Origin of the sequence: Vibrio sp. 2092, assembly GCF_033339635.1 — a bacterium.
GTDB lineage: Bacteria > Pseudomonadota > Gammaproteobacteria > Enterobacterales > Vibrionaceae > Vibrio > Vibrio alginolyticus.
On sequence record NZ_JAWOUY010000001.1, the window covers coordinates 48,129 to 68,545 of the forward strand.

Annotated in this window: 32 protein-coding genes; 23 read left to right on the top strand and 9 right to left on the bottom strand. The window is 38.9% G+C overall.

Features of this window, described 5'->3' with window-relative positions; all coding sequences use genetic code 11:
• Positions 1 to 146: 146 nt before the first annotated feature.
• The 7 genes from R7P80_RS00315 (at position 147) to R7P80_RS00345 (ending at position 6,013) form a co-directional block, all read left to right on the top strand.
• Complete coding sequence (locus tag R7P80_RS00315; RefSeq protein ID WP_273981133.1) at positions 147 to 671, top strand: hypothetical protein; 525 nt, start codon at positions 147 to 149, stop codon at positions 669 to 671.
• 109 nt (positions 672 to 780) lie between these two features.
• Complete coding sequence (locus R7P80_RS00320) at positions 781 to 1,647, top strand: hypothetical protein (RefSeq protein ID WP_318096333.1); 867 nt, start codon at positions 781 to 783, stop codon at positions 1,645 to 1,647.
• 145 nt (positions 1,648 to 1,792) lie between these two features.
• Positions 1,793 to 2,272: a hypothetical protein gene (locus R7P80_RS00325; RefSeq protein WP_045592287.1), complete on the top strand. Its 480-nt coding sequence runs from the start codon at positions 1,793 to 1,795 to the stop codon at positions 2,270 to 2,272.
• Positions 2,273 to 2,414: 142 nt separating this feature from the next.
• Positions 2,415 to 3,092 carry a hypothetical protein gene (locus R7P80_RS00330; RefSeq protein ID WP_318096336.1) on the top strand — a complete coding sequence of 226 codons (678 nt, stop codon included), beginning with the start codon at positions 2,415 to 2,417 and terminating at the stop codon, positions 3,090 to 3,092.
• Positions 3,093 to 3,272: 180 nt separating this feature from the next.
• Positions 3,273 to 4,307 (top strand): ParB/RepB/Spo0J family partition protein, encoded by a 1,035-nt coding sequence (locus R7P80_RS00335; RefSeq protein ID WP_318096338.1) that lies wholly within the window; start codon positions 3,273 to 3,275, stop codon positions 4,305 to 4,307.
• Positions 4,308 to 4,373: 66 nt separating this feature from the next.
• Positions 4,374 to 5,051, top strand: a complete 678-nt coding sequence (locus tag R7P80_RS00340; protein ID WP_241619384.1) for an Ig-like domain-containing protein — start codon at positions 4,374 to 4,376, stop codon at positions 5,049 to 5,051.
• Between the two features lie 119 nt (positions 5,052 to 5,170).
• Positions 5,171 to 6,013: a hypothetical protein gene (locus R7P80_RS00345; protein WP_241619386.1), complete on the top strand. Its 843-nt coding sequence runs from the start codon at positions 5,171 to 5,173 to the stop codon at positions 6,011 to 6,013.
• Positions 6,014 to 6,104: 91 nt separating this feature from the next.
• Here the strand turns inward: R7P80_RS00345 and R7P80_RS00350 are convergent, their stop codons facing one another.
• Entirely contained in the window at positions 6,105 to 6,497 is a 393-nt protein-coding gene (locus tag R7P80_RS00350) for a hypothetical protein (protein ID WP_045592292.1), read from the bottom strand.
• Between the two features lie 184 nt (positions 6,498 to 6,681).
• On the opposite strand from R7P80_RS00350, the gene R7P80_RS00355 reads away from it, so the two are divergent.
• From R7P80_RS00355 to R7P80_RS00370, 4 genes are read left to right on the top strand one after another with little or no spacing between them, the layout of a single operon-like run.
• Positions 6,682 to 7,041, top strand: coding sequence for a hypothetical protein (locus tag R7P80_RS00355; protein ID WP_020330776.1), 360 nt, complete (start codon positions 6,682 to 6,684; stop codon positions 7,039 to 7,041).
• 49 nt (positions 7,042 to 7,090) lie between these two features.
• Positions 7,091 to 7,384 (top strand): hypothetical protein, encoded by a 294-nt coding sequence (locus tag R7P80_RS00360; protein ID WP_020330775.1) that lies wholly within the window; start codon positions 7,091 to 7,093, stop codon positions 7,382 to 7,384.
• Positions 7,385 to 7,420: 36 nt separating this feature from the next.
• Positions 7,421 to 7,744 carry a HigA family addiction module antitoxin gene (locus R7P80_RS00365; RefSeq protein ID WP_241619388.1) on the top strand — a complete coding sequence of 108 codons (324 nt, stop codon included), beginning with the start codon at positions 7,421 to 7,423 and terminating at the stop codon, positions 7,742 to 7,744.
• On the top strand, positions 7,731 to 8,120 hold the full coding sequence (locus tag R7P80_RS00370) for a hypothetical protein (protein WP_318096340.1): 390 nt from the start codon (positions 7,731 to 7,733) through the stop codon (positions 8,118 to 8,120). The genes R7P80_RS00365 and R7P80_RS00370 overlap by 14 nt, the downstream gene beginning before the upstream one ends.
• A gap of 40 nt (positions 8,121 to 8,160) precedes the next feature.
• Here the strand turns inward: R7P80_RS00370 and R7P80_RS00375 are convergent, their stop codons facing one another.
• From R7P80_RS00375 to R7P80_RS00405, 7 genes are all read right to left on the bottom strand, one after another.
• Positions 8,161 to 8,559, bottom strand: a complete 399-nt coding sequence (locus R7P80_RS00375; protein WP_318096341.1) for a hypothetical protein — start codon at positions 8,557 to 8,559, stop codon at positions 8,161 to 8,163.
• Between the two features lie 117 nt (positions 8,560 to 8,676).
• A complete protein-coding gene (locus R7P80_RS00380; RefSeq protein WP_318096343.1) occupies positions 8,677 to 9,804 on the bottom strand; it encodes an RNA-guided endonuclease TnpB family protein in 1,128 nt (375 codons plus the stop codon).
• Between the two features lie 193 nt (positions 9,805 to 9,997).
• On the bottom strand, positions 9,998 to 10,315 hold the full coding sequence (locus R7P80_RS00385) for a hypothetical protein (RefSeq protein WP_020330773.1): 318 nt from the start codon (positions 10,313 to 10,315) through the stop codon (positions 9,998 to 10,000).
• On the bottom strand, positions 10,306 to 10,548 hold the full coding sequence (locus tag R7P80_RS00390) for a hypothetical protein (protein ID WP_318096346.1): 243 nt from the start codon (positions 10,546 to 10,548) through the stop codon (positions 10,306 to 10,308). Before R7P80_RS00390 ends, R7P80_RS00385 begins: the two co-directional genes overlap by 10 nt.
• 25 nt (positions 10,549 to 10,573) lie before the next feature.
• Positions 10,574 to 10,771 carry a hypothetical protein gene (locus R7P80_RS00395; RefSeq protein WP_020330772.1) on the bottom strand — a complete coding sequence of 66 codons (198 nt, stop codon included), beginning with the start codon at positions 10,769 to 10,771 and terminating at the stop codon, positions 10,574 to 10,576.
• A 45-nt stretch (positions 10,772 to 10,816) separates the two neighbouring features.
• On the bottom strand, positions 10,817 to 12,856 hold the full coding sequence (gene dinG, locus R7P80_RS00400; protein ID WP_318096348.1) for an ATP-dependent DNA helicase DinG: 2,040 nt from the start codon (positions 12,854 to 12,856) through the stop codon (positions 10,817 to 10,819).
• Between the two features lie 140 nt (positions 12,857 to 12,996).
• Positions 12,997 to 13,326: a hypothetical protein gene (locus R7P80_RS00405; RefSeq protein ID WP_045592302.1), complete on the bottom strand. Its 330-nt coding sequence runs from the start codon at positions 13,324 to 13,326 to the stop codon at positions 12,997 to 12,999.
• A gap of 166 nt (positions 13,327 to 13,492) precedes the next feature.
• Here R7P80_RS00405 and R7P80_RS00410 point away from each other — a divergent pair, with 166 nt between their 5' ends.
• From R7P80_RS00410 to R7P80_RS00460, 11 genes are all read left to right on the top strand, one after another.
• Positions 13,493 to 13,789, top strand: coding sequence for a hypothetical protein (locus tag R7P80_RS00410; RefSeq protein ID WP_020330769.1), 297 nt, complete (start codon positions 13,493 to 13,495; stop codon positions 13,787 to 13,789).
• 150 nt (positions 13,790 to 13,939) lie between these two features.
• The gene (locus tag R7P80_RS00415) at positions 13,940 to 14,098 is read left to right on the top strand and encodes a hypothetical protein (RefSeq protein ID WP_155399605.1); all 159 of its coding nucleotides are present in this window, start codon (positions 13,940 to 13,942) and stop codon (positions 14,096 to 14,098) included.
• Positions 14,099 to 14,182: 84 nt separating this feature from the next.
• Positions 14,183 to 14,704, top strand: a complete 522-nt coding sequence (locus R7P80_RS00420; protein ID WP_053317366.1) for a hypothetical protein — start codon at positions 14,183 to 14,185, stop codon at positions 14,702 to 14,704.
• 25 nt (positions 14,705 to 14,729) lie between these two features.
• Positions 14,730 to 15,326, top strand: coding sequence for a hypothetical protein (locus R7P80_RS00425; RefSeq protein ID WP_318096352.1), 597 nt, complete (start codon positions 14,730 to 14,732; stop codon positions 15,324 to 15,326).
• A gap of 29 nt (positions 15,327 to 15,355) precedes the next feature.
• On the top strand, positions 15,356 to 15,583 hold the full coding sequence (locus R7P80_RS00430; RefSeq protein ID WP_318096354.1) for a hypothetical protein: 228 nt from the start codon (positions 15,356 to 15,358) through the stop codon (positions 15,581 to 15,583).
• Between the two features lie 131 nt (positions 15,584 to 15,714).
• Complete coding sequence (locus tag R7P80_RS00435) at positions 15,715 to 16,530, top strand: hypothetical protein (protein WP_118895496.1); 816 nt, start codon at positions 15,715 to 15,717, stop codon at positions 16,528 to 16,530.
• 94 nt (positions 16,531 to 16,624) lie between these two features.
• Positions 16,625 to 16,969, top strand: a complete 345-nt coding sequence (locus R7P80_RS00440; RefSeq protein WP_256430190.1) for a hypothetical protein — start codon at positions 16,625 to 16,627, stop codon at positions 16,967 to 16,969.
• A gap of 177 nt (positions 16,970 to 17,146) precedes the next feature.
• Positions 17,147 to 17,920: a hypothetical protein gene (locus R7P80_RS00445; protein WP_318096358.1), complete on the top strand. Its 774-nt coding sequence runs from the start codon at positions 17,147 to 17,149 to the stop codon at positions 17,918 to 17,920.
• A 145-nt stretch (positions 17,921 to 18,065) separates the two neighbouring features.
• A complete protein-coding gene (locus R7P80_RS00450; RefSeq protein ID WP_021485883.1) occupies positions 18,066 to 18,398 on the top strand; it encodes a hypothetical protein in 333 nt (110 codons plus the stop codon).
• Between the two features lie 150 nt (positions 18,399 to 18,548).
• Positions 18,549 to 18,788, top strand: a complete 240-nt coding sequence (locus R7P80_RS00455; protein ID WP_021485435.1) for an acyl carrier protein — start codon at positions 18,549 to 18,551, stop codon at positions 18,786 to 18,788.
• Between the two features lie 75 nt (positions 18,789 to 18,863).
• Positions 18,864 to 19,109, top strand: coding sequence for a hypothetical protein (locus R7P80_RS00460; RefSeq protein WP_021486259.1), 246 nt, complete (start codon positions 18,864 to 18,866; stop codon positions 19,107 to 19,109).
• 151 nt (positions 19,110 to 19,260) lie between these two features.
• On the opposite strand, the gene R7P80_RS29400 is transcribed toward R7P80_RS00460, so the two are convergent.
• A complete protein-coding gene (locus R7P80_RS29400; RefSeq protein ID WP_155399608.1) occupies positions 19,261 to 19,515 on the bottom strand; it encodes a hypothetical protein in 255 nt (84 codons plus the stop codon).
• Positions 19,516 to 19,617: 102 nt separating this feature from the next.
• On the opposite strand from R7P80_RS29400, the gene R7P80_RS00470 reads away from it, so the two are divergent.
• Positions 19,618 to 20,211 (top strand): hypothetical protein, encoded by a 594-nt coding sequence (locus R7P80_RS00470; protein WP_118895493.1) that lies wholly within the window; start codon positions 19,618 to 19,620, stop codon positions 20,209 to 20,211.
• Positions 20,212 to 20,417 lie beyond the last annotated feature (206 nt).

Genomic DNA, 20,417 nt, shown 5'->3' on the forward strand with positions numbered 1-20,417 from the left:
ATTATTCCCGTTATTTGTTTTAATAAATTATAACATTTGGAAAAGTTCATAACAAACTCTTCGAGTTTGAATTTACAATTATTGCCTTCTCTTGCTATTATTTCTTAAATCTTAAAAAAATAAATAATATTAAAAGGAACTTGAGTATGAAAATAAATGCTATCGCCATTTTATCAACAATAGTTTTTTCATCATTTGCTCTTGCAATGGATGACAATCAAGGCAGCATAAATGAATCTGAAAAGGCTAAGTATCATCACAATACCTACACCCAAATTTCGGAAAAAATATCATTCGGATGCGATATTAACTTCGAGGAAAGTGGTGACTTAAACAAGGAAATATCCATAAGAATCAGAAACACTGATTTTATTGCACTACCTAACTCTAATATGACTGCAAAAGTATCATTCAACGATAGCAATAAAAACACAATTAATGGAATTAGCACTACCGCGACAGAGGTGAAGTTTAAGCATTCCTTTAAATACGATACTGATACCGAACAGAGAGTGGTATTTAAAGGACTACTGGCTAGCGAAACCGCAAAATTTGAAGTTTTTGATGAGGAAAATGCACTGGTATTCACTGAATTTGTGGATTTATCTAAGAGCAAACAAAGAATTTTAAAGGTGGCAAACTTATGCGCACCAGCATCCAATGAGCAGTAATCCTTAGACATAAATCAATTATTTTATTAATTAAAATTTGACTCACTACCTTGTTTGTGTATAATGATAAACATAAAGAGAGAACATCTCCTTCACAAACAAGGATATCATGATGAATCAAGTCGAATTCAACACTTTTCTAACAAATCAAAGTAAAGCAACGGAAGTCCATGCAGATCTATTCAGTGATGGTTCTCTTATGTGTGGTCACTACGACAATAACACTGTCCACGTTTACCGTGAAGATGGTCTTCTCCACCGTCTTGATTACAGAGGTGATACCATTGTTAAGCATGATGCAAAGGCTGTATGGAACATCTATGAGCTTTGCTCTGCAAGGAAGCACTTTGCAAAAACCACGGACTACGACTTTGCTACCGTAATTTCAGGCATGTCTGACTTCACATTCAACTTTTCACCTCGTGAAGTAATCGATGGCGAGGCTAGCTCTCTACCTAAGCGTGAAGAGTTAAAAATTTCTGTTGCCAACCAGGACGCATTGGCGAAAATTCGCGGTGAATTTCATAATGTGATTGAACTCATTGCAGATCAGAATCTTGAGATTCAATTCCTTATTGAAGACTCACTTGCGAAGAATAAAACCAAAACTGAAATTGCGTTTAACGGTGATAAAGTCCCCCATTATGAAGTATGCGCACTTCGCTCGCACGTAATGACAGCCTTCGAAGAGGACGACCCAAACTACAAGTTTGCAGATCTCGCTCTTGAGTTAAAAACTGCATTCTGGTGTTTAGAGAACACATACTTAAACGCTTCTAAGCGAGACTTCATCGAAGGGAAATTTGATGAAAGCCCTGAAATTTTCTACTCAAAAGAGAATTTTGCTAAGCTTTTAGATGAGTGCCGTAGAAAATCTCATGAGCATAATGAATGCTGCTCATTATCTACTGAGTTTATCGACCAGGTATTCAACACAATTGAAGAAATGGCAGATACCTTTATGACCGCCTGTTAAGCTCAGAACAATTGATATTCTTATAAAGAGGGCTAAGCCCTCTTTCTTGCTTTTCAGAGAAATTTAATTGTTTTAATTATATATCATTGCGATTGCAGAGTTATGATGTTATGATGGAATCATAAATCGAGAACGAGGAACCGCCATGAATTCTAAACAACTTTTTAAAACTGAATACGAAGTATCATTTGATGACAATGAAAGTTTTCAAGTTCGTCTAGACCTATACAAACCAAATCCTGAAAAGCCAGGATTGCTGACTTTAGATCGCGTTCTCACAAATGCGGAAGTTGAAGAGCAAATCTTGAATGCACTTCGCCAGATCAAGCTAACCGACAAAAACAATGAAGTTATGGATGCGTACCGATGTGCTGAGTACGTTATGTATGATAAGTATCAGGATGAATTCAAAGCTGATGCGTTATTCCCTTATCATAACTCTCACATTATTGTTTCTTGCGGTCACGGACACAATGAAGGGCAGCAAATCTCCATCTTGGCAAGGGACACTAAATCGGGTGACTACAAGCATTTTTGTAGCATCAAATACTTTATCGGCTTGCAAGATGTATCAAGAATCTCACTAGCTCTTAATGAAGCATTCCATAATGGGCTGTTCAACTAACACATAACAGTTTGAAATAATGATGAGGCGTAAATATCTAGGATGTTTACGCCTTTTTTAATTATTAAATATTGACACTCAGGCTTATCAATGTATAATCAGGAATATAAATAATGTAAACCAAATCAATTAAGGATTACCTATGCTTTGCAATGAGATCGCTTACAATCGTATCAATGAAATGGCTCTTAAAGGTGAAACCTTCACTCCAGCTCAAAGCGCTTATTTGAACAAGATCACTGAATTATCAAACGGTACATTCACCACTTTATGCAAGCAAGTGAAAGCTTTGAATGTGGAAAGTAAAGCGAGCTATGACTTTGTAATGGTAGTACGAATTCTTTTCAAAAACTTTGTAGCCAATCAGTTGATTGATAACGGGATCCATTATTCAGATTACTGTGTAGCATGGAATGCTTTTGCTGATGCCATGCCTGAAGTAGAAGAACAGCACATTCTAAAATCAGATTTTGTTGAACTGAATGCCTCAGATACCGACAAAAAGTTTTTCGCAATTGCATTTACAAAATTACCAAACCCTGATTTTTCAGGCAGCAGCGTGAGCGAAGATGAAATGGCTGAGCTTGAAGCATATGCATTATCGATTCCTCAAGATGAGCGTAACCAGGTTGCCATCAGCAGTGTTAAGCAGGCATTCGAAAAGCTTGAAGAGCAGGGTGGTTTTGATTTCTCTGATGTGCTTTATGCTGTTCAACTTCCTCGTGAAACAGCATCTAAACTGCAATCAGCAGTTCACACATACAACTGCACACATTTAGCTTGTTTGAGCGACCATATGACTTTAAACGCCCACTGGTAATACTGGCTAATCCTGTATCTAGCGCATTTTTAAAAGTGCGCTAGTGATAGAGGATACGATCAAATAAAACGGATCAATCAGGCGAAATTAAATATTGACTCTTACCCTGATTCATGTATTATAGTAAACATTAAGGCGTGTGTAGCGCTCAATTAAAGAATACGAAAGAAGGAACAAACTATGGCGAAATCTAAGAAGGCAATCGGTACGGCCTCAGCAACTGCTACAGGGGTCGCTCTAGTTACAAACCAAACTCTACGCAAGATTAGCAATGAAGATAATGTTGACGTTAAGCGTATCAATGGCTTTAAAGCTAACCCGCGTCTTCTGTGGATCGAAGAGGGCTACAACGTCCGCGAAATCTGTCCAGATCACGTCGAAGGTTTTGTTCGTTCTTACACTGACGGTAAGTATGTTCCGCCAATTGAAGTCGTTGTCGTAGAAGTTGACGGTGTTCAACGCCTTAAGGTTATCGAAGGGCATCACCGCACAATCGCACTTCAAAAGCTGATGTCTATGGGCGCTAACGTAGATGAAATCCAAGTTATTGAAGTCCAGGGAGATGAGATCGCTCAACTTTCTCGAATGATTAAATCATCAGAAGGGCGCGAGCTAACACCTATGGAAACTGCTGGTGCATACCACCGCATGAAGCAATTGGGTATGACTCAAACTGAAGTCGCTGAAGAGTTGGGAACAACCCCTGCTCAGGTATCTAACTACCTTCAACTGCTTAAAGCCCCAGTGGAGCTACAAGCAATGATTCAGTCTGGTGAATACTCAGCAACCAGTGCCTGGTGTAACATCCGTAAATGTGGCTCTGAAGCAGCTCTGGCGATTGCTAAAGAAGAGGTTCGCGCCAAAGCAGAAAAGCAGGCTGCTAAAACACAAGGCAAAAAAGTACCTAAAACGAAAACAACTTCTAAGCTTAAGAAGCTACGACTTGCGCCTAAAAAAGTAGATAAAATGAGTAACATCGTAACATCTTTGGCGGATCAAGTTACTCCAGAAGCAATTGAAAGCAATCAAGAAATTGAGCTAACAATGGATGTTTCCGTTGCGCAACTTATTCTTTCTCTAGCTGGTGAAGTGAGTGAGATTAACTCTCACAATGCTGAAGCTGAGCAAAACCTAAAGCAAATCGCCGCTTTAAAAGATTCTGAAGCACCAGAAAATTCTGGAGCCTATGAAGAAGCAGAAGAAATCGCTGCTTAAACCGCAAATAGTTATTTCTATTTGCAATAAAAAAACGAGTAAATAGCAACTTAAAGGATGTGCTTAATGAAAAAAACTCTGTCTGCAATCGTACTGGTATTGGCTACGGCTACGGCTTCAGCTTCTGTTTCTGCGTCAGAACTATGGGGATACATGCACCCAGCATCTGACACAGGCATCTCAAGCCATGACCATATCACCAGCGATTCAACGCCAGAATTCGTTTTTGAAACCATGCGCTTTGAATGTGTTGACTACACTGTAATTAACACTGAAAGCGGCTCTCAACAATCAGACCAATATTGTCACCGCCGTGGTCGCGATGATCGTCAAATGCAGACAGTTACCCTGCCTCATTTGGAAGATGGTCACTATGTGATGAAATACCTGAGCAATAAGCGCGGCACCGAACAAAAGGAAATTAAGTTCGAGATCGACACTGTTGCCAAGTACCAACGCAAAGGCTCACCGCGTTACAACCAGGACACTGGTTTATTTGAGGGCGGTGTTAATCTTGAGCCAAACACGCCATTTACGGTGACTATCACAAAGAGTGACGAACCAGGATCTAACGCTCAAGACCATAAACTAGCGGTTAACGGTATCGCAGACCAGTACGGTATGGCTACATTTGAAATCAAACCTCACCGTGGTGAAGGCTCATACGCCTTCTGGATTAACAGTGAAGATGTTGCAGGCAACAAGCAAGCTATCAAGCTGCTCTCAACCTACACAGTAAAATAATAAGTAAGCACCTAACACCAAAACCCTGCAACAGTTGCAGGGTTTTTTATTTGTTTAATTATTTACTCTTGATTGAAAAGCTGTATAATTGCGATAAACTAAATTAACAGGCAAATATAATGGATAAGACTCAAGCAGAATTTTTATCGGAACTTTTTAGTGAAAACAAAAAACTGAAAACCGATCTCTTTACACCAAACATTACTGTTGCGGTGGCTATTGGCAAAAACACAAATGACATCATTCACCTATACACCGATACCAGAGGGATGATGTATCGCATTACCCTGAGTGAAGACGATGAAATCAAAGAGTGTACTGCATTTAAAAAACTGCTTGAGCATGATAATGCCTTTGGTCAACGATGCACTGTTATTCCTGAGCTTTCGGATATGGATTCTATCATTAAGTTCAAAGCCATCTATAGCGATTTAGAAATGGCGCATTATGGCGCAATCAATCATAAAAACATCCGAATCCTGAGAGAAACTGATTTGCTTATGGCAAAAGACTTACCATTAACTCTCGAACACAAAGAGTTCCTGGCAGCTCATGAGTTTCATGCTTTTGTACTGGTATCTACCGAGCATATTTTAGATAACACTGTGAAACAACTTTTGTTACGCTCTCTAAACGAGTATTCTGACAGAGACAATTTTCAAGTTGGATGCCTTCGGATTAAGACCCGAATGCAAGATATTCATACACTCAAAGACAGCATCAAGCTTCTTGAGGAACTAAAAACTCTAGACCCTGAGCTATATGATATTCTAGTCACTTTAGAATACTCATTAATTGATCTTCTCTATGCTGAAAACCTATCACCAGAACAGGGCATTGAACTTGCCAAAAAGCATATGGAAACAATTTTCCCAGATGAAATGAGAAAATGCAGCGGTCATAAACTTAGAGAAAATGCTATGTTTAATATTTACCGTTTTGCACAAGTTATCTTTAAATAGATGAACAAAGAACGATAAAAGGCGCACCAATCACTATGGTGCGCCTTTTTATGCTTTATTGAATTAAACCCATCTTTGATGGGAAAAACAATTAGGCTTGGTTTTCGTATGTCTGTCCCGTGAATTGACCATTTCTTCTCATGGTTTCCTGGAATGACTTCAATTGCTCTCGTAATTGGCTTGTTAGCTTATCTTCAACGTAGTCACTGGCTCTCTCTACCATGTAACTGCCACTATAATCTTTAACCGCAGGTAGGGCGTTATACTCAGCTCCAATCTTCAGTTTTTCGATCATGTTACTGGCTTGCGTGTAGCCATTAGCCGCGATATAAGGCACTGTTCTACTTTTAAGCCCGACAAGGCATCCTGACTCATCAAGAAATCCATACTCCTGCTGAAACGCTCCAGACTTCCTTACAAGCACAATTGTAAATTTAGTGTTCTCTGTCACTTCTTTCTTCGTGTAGTAATTGGCTTCAGTCATTAGAAATACCCTGCTTTGTTTTTCATTATTATACATAAATTAGCGTAAAAGTAAAATTAAACAATTTATTAAAGTGAGGTTTTTTAATTATTTAATTATTGACTACGAGCATTAACAATGTATAATTAAATCAAATCTTGGAAATACCAAGTAAAGAATAAACCAATTCAAAAAAGGATTCTGTATGCAATACGTAGCTGTTACCCCTGACTTTGAGAGCATCACTCTTACGGATTTCTCGAATATTGGCAACAAAGCCAACGGTTCAGTGCTAGTTATTACAACTGAGCCAAAAGCAATTCATCATGCTCCAGCATACTCAAATTCTGAGCTTGAAGTTCCAATTTCGAACCAAACACTTGTCTCTATCCAAGAGCTTGAAGATCTACCGAATGTAGAAAAAGTTGTTTCTCTCAAGCTTACAGTAGAGCAACACAAACAGGCTAAGGAATGGTATGTAAAAGGCTTTGGCTTGTCGAACATTGCTGATCATTTCGGCTTGAACAGTGATGAGATGCGTCACGAGCTAAATAACCACTATTGATTATTTCCACCCTCGGTATCGAGGGTGGTTAATCTCGCGAGAGCCTGAAATGAAAATTATCGAAATTAAGCCGAACATGGTGAAGGTTGTTATCGGGGTAGACCTAAAGGATTTTGATGAAATCAAACAGATCCTTATCGCTTCCCCTGGTTGTGACCATGCGTACAGTAATGCAAAAGGTGATTATCTTATTGATGGATGTTTTTTCAGAAAAGATAGTGACCCAATCACTCAAAAAGAAGCCGAGAAAGTGCTTCGCCTCATCGAAGCTGAGAAGCTGGCTTTAACCAAAATGATTGAAGATGGTCACATTAGCATGTTGAAAATTATCCGATTAAGTTAGATAATTGATAAATAAATTATTTATTAAGATATATAAATGTCTGATTCAAAATTAACTTCAAGAAGTGTAGGGGAGACTCTGTTAAAAAACTTCTTGGAACCAATGAACATAAAAATCTCTGACCTATCTAAAGCTATTAATGTTCACAGAAATACTGTGAGCAACCTCATTAATGGTAAAACCTCATTAACTGTTGAGTTAGCTAGTAGGCTCGCTATAGCTCTTAACACTACTCCTGAGTATTGGCTTAACATCCAGCATCAAATAGATCTGGAATCTTCCAGAAAGCTAATGGCAGAGATGGCAGATAGCGTTATCACAATTGACAACCTTTACGGAGTTTCTTGTGAAAAGAATTAACCCTTTTACTTTAATCGTTATTTCAATTACTTTCGTCGCGTACTTAATGTTTTGTGGTGAGTCCGTTCGTTTCAGCCAAGATATTGGAGCCTCTTACTATTGGTGGCTGGTGGCGCTCGGTATAGGCAGTATTTTTTTGATCTCAAAAATCAGAAAAAGGCTAGGGTACAAATATGAATTTAATGAGTTAGTGCTATCTCTAACCATTGGATTGTTTATGCCAATCGCATTACCATTTACGTTCTTATTCCTGGATTTAAGCGTTTCACAGGTTAAGCACCAGAATCTAGGTCACATCATTTCAGGTCTTATTTTCATAGGTATTTCTTCCCTTGGTTTTATCGGAAGTAAAGATGCAAATAACGCCCTTCACTGAGGGCGTTATTTTTATCTGCTTAAAATGATTTCGGTTTGCGCTATTTAGAATTCTGCTTTTCTTGCTTTAGCTTTTCTTCAAGCGCATTTACCAATTGAATAGGGATCGCATAGATACAGACAAAGATATTATCCTCATAGTACCCATTAATGTGCGTAAACGGCACATGCTCATCGCCAGTCTTTAGCCTCAACTTAAACAGTTCAGGTTTTGAGGTAACAACCTTAATTGGATAGCAAAGACTCATAAACTCCTTTAGCTTGTCGATATCCTCATTCAGATAAAAGCCAAACTCATAGTAACTTTGGACTTCATTATGGGAAATATGGCAAGTGATTGATTCTAGATACTCTTTAGGTAAATGAGATAGGTTAACGCCAGCATGTTCTAAAAGCCGCTGAGCCTTCTTTTTGGGGTGTTTTCTTTTAATGGTTGTCATGAACTGATTGACCCTAAATTTATCAAATTACTATGTGATTCTCCCCGCCCTATCGGGCGAGGCTTCTTGAATCGTTTGCCGCAACCTAATTCTTGATTAGGATTCACGCAGGCATCATCAAGCAGAAACGGTTAATCCAGCCGCTTTTAATTCAATTACCCCTGCATTACGCAGGTTTTTGCCTGAGTTAGTATCTCGACAATGTACTTCATTGCAACTCGGGCAAGTCCATACTCTGATCTGGAGTGGCATTTTATCCATCTTGTAGCCGCAACAAGAGCAGGTCTTTGAAGAGGGCAACCACTGATCACACTTAATCAGCCACTTACCGTACATTTCAGCTTTATATGCCAGCTTAGAGACAAATGCTCCCCAAGCCGCATCAGCAATATGTTTCGCAAGTCGTTTGTTTTTTAGCATGTTGGATGATTTTAGCGTTTCAACAATTATCGCTTGGTTTTCGTCAATAATTCGTTTTGAAAGCTGGTGCTGAAAATCATTCCGAGCGTTAGCCACACGCTCATGAGCTTTGGCAAGTAATAGTCTTGCTTTCGCTCTATTTTTAGAGCCTTTTTTACATCGACTCAGGGCTTTTTGTTTCCGTCTTAGGTTTTTATATGCATTAATTAAAAACCGAGGATTGGCAATCTTTTCACCTTTATCACTAATAAGGAAATCTGCCAGCCCTAAATCGAAACCTGATAGTTTTGTGATATGTTTTGGTTTGGCAGGTGCCTCATTACCGCAATCGACCAGAATTGAAGCATAAAATTTACCAGTGCTAGATTTAGAGATGGTTATGCTTTTTAGCGTTCCATTTATCTCACGGTGGATCTTAGCTTTGATAGGTTTGCATTTCGGGATTTTGATTGCGTTTTCAAGGATTTTTAGACCAGTACAATGGTAACTGCTCTGATAACCATGTTTAAGCTTAAACTTAGGAAACTTAGCTTTTAGCTTTGGATTGAAAAAGTTTGAGAAAGCCTTATCAAGATTGATGATCGATTGCTGCAAAGAAATGGAATCGAACTGACTTAACCAGGAATACTTTCTGGATTTCTTACCCTGAGATAACAATGGTTTTATCTCTTTTTTAAGGCTTAATGAAATGTTTTTCTTTTTGTAAAAGTGAGTTTTTATGTGTAGAGCTTTATTATACGCGAACCGAACCGCGCCAAACTGAGCTTCAAGAAACTCAGCCTGTTCTCGTGTTGGGTAAATGCGTATCTTCGTGGCTCGTAACATTTCAATAAAACACTATGAATTCATTGAGGAATATCTAATAAATGATTCGAAATGTCAATATTTATCTCTGTCGAGATAACCGCCTTATATCCCCGCCCTGATCGGGCGAGGGTTTACGGCGGAGTTGCTAAAACATAATCTTTTTGTTCTTCATCTAGGGAATGAAAGCTCAATGCAGCTTGCTTAATATTTTTCAAGGCTTAATCCACCCCAAGTTAATTGCTTCACAGCTTAAAACAAAGAGAGATTTTAGGTTAACTGGATTGTTTTTGTTTTTGGAGTTGTAAAGCTTCACATCGAATTCACTTAGATGTAAGCAACCCAAACCGCGAACACCACCATTAATGACCCCTTCCTTCATCTCTAGCTGACAAACGTCACGATGAACGTATTCGCTCGCTGTGAACTGCTTATCGTAAAAACCCGCGATAGTTTCACCAGCTTCTAGCCGATCAAACAGCTCATCGAAATCCACACTTAACTGATAGGGAATGTTTTTCTCTACTCGCATGAACCCTCATCCTTTTTGAGATAATACATTCGCTCTTGAGTACAGGAAAATACAAAAGAGCCTACCTTCTTACTGTTTTCACCAACTCTTCGTAGGTGAGCAATTCGAGCACCGTTACCAGGTTGGGACTTAGTCATGCAGTTATCCCAAATCTTGTTTGCCATATCCCAAGCGCCAACGTTACTGCCATTCGCTTCATTGAGAACTGCAATCATTTTCTGTTCGAGCGTCATAATCACCTCAATACCGAAAGACCCCTTAAGGGGTCATTCGCTGTGTCCAGTTTCCAGTTTCAAGCGCTGCTTCCGCCTTGCTCTGATTATCGAAATATTCAGCCGACTCGCGACTAAACGGCATTCCATCTTCACTTGTTCCAATGTAATAGCCAGCAGCAGAACGCATTACTTCAAGAGGAAGTCTTTCGCCACAATCTTGAGCCAGTTTACCATATTTCATAATCATAATTCCTTATTTGTTTTTAATTATTATACATAGGCAAGATTAAAGGTCAATAAGCGACTTGTAATCTGTATTAAGTTTGAATGGAGGCAAGTCTTTCAAAATACTTTTACCATAATTCTTCGTAGCAATTCGATCATCAAGGATAATGCATCGACCTGTATCTCGCTTGGTTCGAATTAAACGACCAACTGACTGAATCATCTTTCTTGATGCCTCTGGGACTGAGATCTCCATAAACGGATTACCACCGCGTGTAGATACCAATTCCGCATAAGCTTCATCAATTGGCTCAGTAGGAACAGAAAAAGGAATTTTAGTCACTACAAGTTGAGTAAGATACTTACCCTTTAAATCAAGACCCTCTGAGAATCCTTGTGTACCAAAAAGGATAGAGCGACCACCTTTATCAATGGCTTCTTTATGTTTACTAATGATACGATTACGAGCGCCTTTGCCCTGAATACCAAATGTGATTTTGCTAGCCTCAATCTTTTCCTTTAATTGATCAGCAACTTCGTTCATCTGCTTGTACGACGAGAAAAGAACCAAGTGAGAGTCGTAATTTTCGTCAAATAAGTACTCATTTAACTTTTCAATCAATTCATTAGTGAATTCTCTTGAGCTTGGATTAACGTTCATTTGCGGAATGAGTAGTTCAGCGTTATTAGGGTAATCAAAAGGACTACTTAAACGAATAAACTTACTCTCATCTGGCACACCAGAAAGCAATTTAAAGTATTCAAAATTACCAAGAGTAGATAAGGTTGCCGATGTCATTACAACGGCATGAGCAGCATCAAGAAGCGACGATTTAATGGTTTCACTTGCATCCAACAGGGATGAGTGAACGCTAACACGGTTATCCTCGGTAATCGTCAACCATTTCGCAAGCGGTGTCTCATCATTATTGAGAAATTGATTTGTTACATCATGGATGTTTTCTAATCGATAATAATGAAAATTGATATCGCTATTAAACTGATCGTAGTCTGCTGACGAAAAGCTTTCCTCGTTTTCTTCAAGGTAAGTCCTTACGCGTCCAATACGTTTTCTTAGCTTTTTCAATGCGCTTTTTAGGTCATTGAATTTTTCGTAATCACTGCTTGAGATCTCACCGTTTTTAAAGCGGAATACCTTATCAGTAAAGGGGCATTGCTTAAAGACATTCTCCATCTCATCGAGCGTAATAGAGAAGTCATCACGCACAATAGCCAATTCTTGAAGTTCCTCGGAGCTAACGTTTAGCACCGATGCATGTCGTTCAATGTACGTGTACAAATTCATGACCCAAGTCGTTGAACCTGACAAGCTAAATGAACCTGCATGAGCATCACGAATAATGTTTGGAAGATGATGAGCCTCATCAAAGACGTAGATAGTGTTATCTTGCTCAGGAAGGATAATGCCACCGCCAAGTGATAAATCCGCTGCTACAAGCGCATGGTTAGCAACAATTACATTTGCCTTAGAAAGCTCACGTCTAGCGATATGAAATGGACACATTACATGACGTTTACCTTTACAAGTATGTGCGCCACTTGCAATCACGTTCCACAATTTATCTTCAATAGGTTTTTTTAGAGAGTCGCGATCACCTTTCCATTCACCAGACTTCAAATCCGCAAACAGGTTCTTGTAAACCTCTCTATCTTCATGCGTTGGTTTGAAATCAAAGGTAACATCACCGTTACCAGTGACAATGCCTTGTAGTCTCTCTACACAACAATAGCGCCCCTTACCTTTAGCGATATCGAAATCAATATGTTCGATATGATCTCGGTAAAATGGTAGGTCTTTATCGATTAACTGCTCTTGTAACGCTACGGTTGCTGTAGATACAACAACATGCTTGCCTAAGTGCTTAGCAACAGGAATCGCAGCCATGAGATACCCCAGAGACTTACCCGTCCCTGTACCTGCCTCGGCAACGATAATATTGTTTTCATTATCGCCAGAAATCGCCTTAGTTACTTCGCCTACCAGATAATTTTGGTGCGAACGAGGCTCGAAGTCAGGTAGTGATTCTCTTAGCGATTTGTACGCTTGCTGTACTGACTTCACAATGGCTTCTGATGGCATGTTTTTATTCCTGTTATTAAGCTATTCATTACTACGGAAGCATGATCAAGGCTATCATCGTTCCGTGTTTTATTACTTTTACCCCATAAATGGGGAATATCCAATTCTTTCTTTTCACTATGGGAGAAGGGGCTAAACCCCTAATCCTGGCATTCTGTTGCTGTGTATTGAACCGTAACCAGCTTATCCAGCTCTTTCAAGGTTAGTGGATTCATCATTTCACGGTCAGCTACGTAGAAATTAAGACCTGCTTTAAGCTCAATACCGCTGCATTCAATCGCCTTTTTAACAGCCATTGATACATCTTCGTTAGATGGCTTTTTCTTGCTTTCTAACGGGATCATAAACCATTTTAGAGAAGCATGTTCCATAACATTGATGTTTGCATTTTCAGAGATATGAACCCAAAGAGCATTAACTTTGCGGAACTTGCTTAAGTCTTGATTGAATTTAATATCTACGTTTTTCATGGCGGTGTCCTTTATTAACTTTATGTACTCATTATACATTTAATGGTTTAAAAGTCAATTCAAATACCTTTAATTTTTAATAATTAAATTATTGACCTAATGGCTTATTGGTGTATACTTGTAAACAAGAAAGACCACTAGGTCTTGTAACTAAAGAGGACGCACCATGACTACTAATCAAGCATTCAAAAACAACATCGCTCGTTTCAATAAACTTCAAGCAGCTCTTTCTGAGCATGGCTTAAGCATTTCTGGCGGTGTGGTAGTTGATGACACATTACCAGTAGCTATGCACAAGGTAGTTTGTTCAGTTGAGTACCGCAACATTGATCTTGATAGCGAAATTAATCTTGAGGATTTCGAAGAAATTCACGCTTACATCAATGGTGGTCGCGCCAAGCGCATTGAAAAACACGAAAACGAACAAGTGAAAATTCGCGAGTTTTTCGAGCAACGCAACTAAATTTAATGGCTGGTGAGTGTTAAGCTCGCCAGCCATATAGCCTTATATTACATTGTTTTTTAATAATTAAAATATTGACCTTGAAAATTATTTATGTATAATTTAACTCAAGCATGAAAAAGAAGATGACGACAAGAGAGGGGTCAATTCATGAAATTCTTAGTTATTGATAGCGCAGGTCGTTTCTTATCAAGAAATCAACGTTTTGACACTTATCATCATAATGCCGCTTTCGACTTTAAATCGTTCGATGAAGCTGAGAACTTTGTTAAGAGCCAAGTAGTTTATTGCGAAGTATCTACGCTGTAACTCGCATAACGGGACAATTAACCCTTAATTGACCTCGACTCTTATATATCTGTAATTATAAATAATAATTTTTTCGGAGGCTCTATGGCTAACATTAAGTTCGAAAAATCAGGCAGTAAAGCTAACAGAATGTACGTTCCAGCACTAACTAAAGTTGTAAACCTGGTCGTTGGAAAATTACTTCCTGAACATGAAAAACTTACGTTAACCATTGGCTTTAAAAAGCTTCCTAAAAATCAAAACGCGGTTTTGAAGGTTAAAAATGGTAACACCAAAAATTTTGCCATTCATCTTAACAAAGAATCAAGCTTCACCATCTGGGTCATCTACCTTTGCCATGAATTAGTTCATGCCAAGCAGGTTTATACAGGTCAATTGTCTTTTGGAACCAATAACGATCAATTTATTTGGAATAACGGGTCTGAAAGAGTAGAGCTAAGCGTTGCGTCCTCAATTCAACGTGAATCTGACTTTGATTTATACAAAGATCAACCTTGGGAACGGGAAGCTTATTCTCTACAGGATGAGCTATATGATTTTTGTAAAAAAGAGCTTGCCAGTGAAAAGCTTGATTTGGGCGCTGGCTTCCTGATCCCTCTATTTTAATTTAACACATAAAAGAGCACACACCATGACAACCACAGTATTTACGCTTACTCAAGCATATGCATCAGAGCAAAACGGCAATATCCCTCACATTCCGCCAGTGCGTGTATTCTCAACCGAATCTGGCGCATACGATTATCTAGTTGTATTTGCTAAGAATCGCATTCTTGATGCATTTCAAGACTGTTTACGAGAGACTTTAGAAGGTGAAGGTTACGACATTGAAGACCTGAATACCGATGAAGGGCTAATCGAACAATTTGATCATTTCATTGACCATAAGAGCAATGTTGATATCGTTAACTTGCTGGTTGAATTCGAAGGCGGTGATTTTAACTTCGACATTAGTGAGCACCCAACTCAAAGCCTGGTTGAAATGCTTGAAAATGCTGATTTGGTTGAGATTAACGGTATCAAATTCTCATCGTTTACAATCGATCTTAATGACGAAGAATGCGCGATTTCTTGTGAAACCATTCTGCCAAACCATACGGTTAAAGAATGCAATATTGGCTATACAGCCTTGACTGATGCTGTTTGGAACTCATCAACAAAATATTGGTTTGTTACTGACGGTCATGAATCCTATCATGTTCGAACATTCAACTTAGTTCAGCAATAAGTCACGCCGATCCTACAGGAGATTTGTCAATGCCGAATACCGTAGAAAGTCACCATGACTTGTATCTAAAAGGTAAGCATCACAAGGGTTATCAACCTACGGAAGATGTTTTTCCTGATAACCTCCATTCATGGGAGGTGTACGGATCATTAACTAATGGGATGGAAGCCCACCCTGAAATCCCTCGCGAAAAGTGGCTAGAATTTGACTTTTCTGATGATAATGAACCCATCGAAGATCCTCAGTTTATCGATTAACTGGTAATTGAACTTTTTATTAAGCCCCGTTATGGGGCTTTTTTAGTGTTTAACCTTATTTTTTAATAATTAAATAATTGACCGAGCCTGTTATTTATGTATAATAGAAACATAAACAAAAGGAGCACACCATGAAACCTTCAATTGAAAACAAACTTTGCTTAGACTACATCTCACTGCCATTTACTGTGCCTGCATCTAAGCTATCACTACCATTTGGAAATTTCACAAGTGATGTAGTTGTTCCCGTTGCGGTAAATAAAAAGTTTGTCATTCTTGATGGCAATACTGCTATCGAGCTTCCAGATTACACACCTGTCCAGCAGTTATTTGAAACTATTCGAACAACTGAACGCGGATATTGGTTTAGTGTTCCTGGTGTGTTTTATGTAGAAGTTTACACAACGGACGAAGGTATTGTTTGTGACATCTGGAACAAAAACCAGACCGTTGTTACTGACTCATCCTACATTTACTTTAGCGAACTGATCGAAGTTAATGAAGACTTTGTAATCAATGAAGGCGACAAGCTAAAGTTAAGCGAAACTTTTGTAAAGCTTTCTGAAATGAAAGGGTTTAATTTCGCTTCTCAATTTCACACTATTGCTAGCATTGCAAACGTCGATATCGATGTAGAAAATGATGGCGTTCAAGCATTACTAGTCGATCAAAGCACAAATGAACGCTTTATTGGCATGGATAAAATTAAAGCACACATCGAGAAAAAGGGTGTGTCAATGCTTGAAGTAATTGAAGCCAGTCGTAGCGAAAAGGCTGAACTGCCTCAAAACCTTCTTTTTGACCCTGTACTAAACTTCACTTTGACCACTAACGATCAGGATTATGACACAGTATTCCACCGACTCTACCAAGAAGAACTAGTGATCGAACCTAACGCATTACTATCTGAAGCATATGCGGTTCTAGCAAGCGAGCTGTTCGTTTAAGACCATTAAAGCCCCTAACACCCCAAATAGAGGTTTTTCGTACACGTAAGGCACTTAGATTAAGTGCCTTATTATTTGGAGCAAAGGATCACTTATGATCACTAAAAAAATCAAAGAATCAATCGAGAACTGTAAGCGTATTCATGGAACGCTTAAGAAAAAGGTTTTCCCATGTTATGAGCGAGTTTGGCGGAAAGATGAGTTTGTTTATGTTTGGTCATTAAGGATTGCAAGCCAACCCTTTAGCAATATGGGAGTTCACGCTGGTTCATATCGAACCACGTCAGCATATCAAACAACCAATAAAGAAAAATTTTGCAAAATGGTCGAAGCTCTTAACGCAGAACACGAACCAGACATTTTTGATTTTGGGAATTGGGATGATTTCGACTGTAAGAGTGCAGATCCCACCATGTTCAACCTTTCAACCAATAAATAGACGCTTTAAAGACCGTGTATATTAAAGACTGCAAGCAGTCAAAACCAATGGTTTTCTTTTCTCCTTTTTATTTGTTTAAATATTTTGTTGACCGACAATCCTTACTATGTATAATTACTGAACATCTTAGGGATTCCTAAGTAATTAAAAAATAAAGACTCACCAAGGAACATACCAATGAAATTTAAGACTTACGCGCTAATCGCAACAATCGCAGCTACAGCATCAATGGTAAGCACCACTGCTAGCGCTAAATTCCGTTCAAGCCCGATCAGAATCAGCGCACCTGCTTTTAAGCCTGCTCCAGCGCCTAAGCCTGTTAAAATCAGTAAAGCGGCTACACCAGGGAATAAAGTCAAACCTGAAAAAACAGTTACGAACACTTCAGGTTCTAGTGTTACTAAAAATGCAATGTACGGAGCAACTGGTCTAGCGACTGGTTTAATGTTAGGCAATGCAATGGCATCAAGTCGCATTGAACAGATTGAGTCAACTCAATTAACGGAAGCTGAATCGGCGTCAAAATCATCACAAACGACTATGCCGTACACCACAGAGACAGATGCGGTTGCATACCCGAAGCTAACACTTGCAGATCTTGCAGAGATTGAATACAAAATGACCCGTTATAAGGTCACAGGTCAACGCTTTACAGATCTTGAAAATCCAACTCTACTAGATAAGATTGCGTTTATTAACATTATTCTTTCTGATACTACCGATAACCTTGTTGATCAATATACCAATTTGACTAAAGGTTCAGATTTTTCGGAAGACACAGTTGAAAAAGAAAAATCAAACCTGAAAATGCTTGTAGCTCAAGCGTTTATCAATAGCGTCACAGAGTCTTACTCATATCAGATTGCGTCTGAAAACGCCGTGAAGCGTCAACAAGAACTGCTTGATGGCGCTATGCAGTATGAAAAAGCCAAAGACAGCGCAAGCCAATAAGCGGTAAAAGGAAACATCAAGCCCTTCATTCGTGAAGGGCTTTTTTTATTTCCATCTTCATTTTTAATAATTAAATATATTGACTCTCTGATTTGAGTGTGTATAATTAAAAACATCAAGATAACTTGTAATTAAGGACACCACCATGACTAGCAACTTTGTTAAACTGCACGACGAAACAATCTCTGTTATCCACCCAGAACTAGCGGCTGTAATGAACGGCGAAACGCTTCCTAGCAGCGTGTACGATGCTGTAAGCAACATTAATGAATACGTCCTGGTTGATACAGTAAACCAAAAATCGTTTATTGATAACAAAGAGCACATGCCTCAAGTGGTATCAGTGGCATTACACCGAATTCGCACCTCAACTCCTGCCAAGTTCATGCTAAAGCTTATTGAACTTTATCATCTTGACCAATGTTTTGAACTAGATGAAACAATCAAAGAGCTTCAAACTGAAATTGAAGCCGCATAGGAAATGAAATAAATGGTCGTCTTAGCTAAGGCGACCATTTATTCTTCAAATGATATCTGACCAGCTATTTTTTACTTGCTTAACCTGAATTTATTCAATATTATTTCTCTCGTACATTATTTAATTGAATAAAAAACAAAGGATTAAGAAATGGCTAATTTAAAAGAACGTGCTATCAAGATTGTTGTTGAGCAACTTGGCGTTGACGAAAGCGAAGTTACTGAAACAGCACATATCAATGACGATCTAGGCGCGGATTCTTTAGATCAAGTGGAACTTATCATGGCTCTTGAAGAAGAGTTTGACGTAGAAATCCCTGATGAAGATGCTGAGAAGCTAGTGACAATTGGCTCTCTACTGAGCTACTTCGAAGGCAAAGTCGAAGAATAATCCTGCGATTATTAGAGGAAAGGAGCGTTAGCTCCTTTTTTCGATCATAACAACGTACTAAATTGAGAGTTCAAAATGAAGTATCACCAACCAACCAAAAGCTTCGTCATTAGCCCTGAATCTATCGAGCAAGTTGCAGATGCTCTTATGCACTCTTTAAAGTGTGTCAGATTGGCTGGTGGCAAGCCGCTAACGCCATATGAGGTTCTTGGTATGGATGACATCGACCATGCACAGGCAGGCATTGTAGAAGCCGCTACAGCGCTTAATATCGATTTGGGTCATAAGCGCTATAACAAAATCGACCTATCGAAAGTTTAATAGAGATCTTAAATCAAGCTACGCTAGATAGGGCAATCAAGTCTTTTTTCCAAGATTTAACAATCTGCCCATTTGTATGCGCTTTGCAAGATTGATCTGCGCCAGGATTGAGAATAATATCGTGGCGCTTAATCATGCATCCCCATTGCAATTACCAGCCTCGAATCCGCTTTCTTGCTTTCTTTCCACCTTTTCCAGAGCTTTGTAGTGCAAGCTGCTCAAAGTACGAGGATGGACGATATGAGCCTTTGTAGTAGGCTTTCACAGCCAATGTAACGAACGTCTGCTTACCATAATCTATATGTCCAATCGTACCTACATTAACATGCGGTTTACGCGTCATATGCTTAGCACCAGAAATTGGGGCTGAAATACCTACTGAATGTCCAATTAAACCTACTCGCACAGAAAAGACCTCACATTGAAGATTGCATACGAAGTATGCTGTTATTAATTAATTTATTCAACGAATTGCTCATGGTATGATTTAAAAAAATAGGATCACAACATGCTTAAACTCATACCAATTCTTAGTGTTGGCGCACTATTATCAGGGTGCATTTACTATCAGGGACCTAATTATCGTAGTTTAGATTACAGCAAGCCCGATGCCACACTTTCATGGGATAGCTTCAGAACAAATGAGCATCCTCAAAGATACAAGCTTCACCTAAGCCGACTGTACGACATTCGTAATGACCGAAAAGTCAGAAACACAAGGTTTGACGATTTCAGTATCACCCTAGAAGCCCACAATCCCAGAGACGGGGAAAATAGCATTCCTGATTTTGATCCCAATCGCAGTTATCAGTGGCGAGAGGATAAGAATTTCAAAATCGAAGGTCATCACAAGTTTGACCCTGAAACATGCACCCTTACATTAGAAAACAAATGGAAGGATTTCTCAATAAGGCTGAAAGGTCGAATGCTTGATGCAAAGTATAATCGCTACCTGAATTACCCGATGGAGTTTCAGGTAATTGAGACGACTGATAACCAATTCAAAGATGCAAAGTTCTACGGCGACACAAGCGAATACACATGCGCTGTGTTATCGAGTATGGATGCTACTACTTTTGAAAGGCAACCGCCTTTGTGGTGATTTCCTTAAAGCCTTCAATGATTCTGATTTGGATTGTTTTGAGGGCTTTACCCTTTGAGTGATGTACTCAAAGGTTTCGAAATCTCTGTTTTTAGCCGCTTTAACTGCCAGCTTAATCTCGTCCTGGTTTAAAAACCGACTCAGTACGATGGATAATGATCGCTCAAATCCAAATCTTGTATTGCATAATCGACCAATCATTTCAG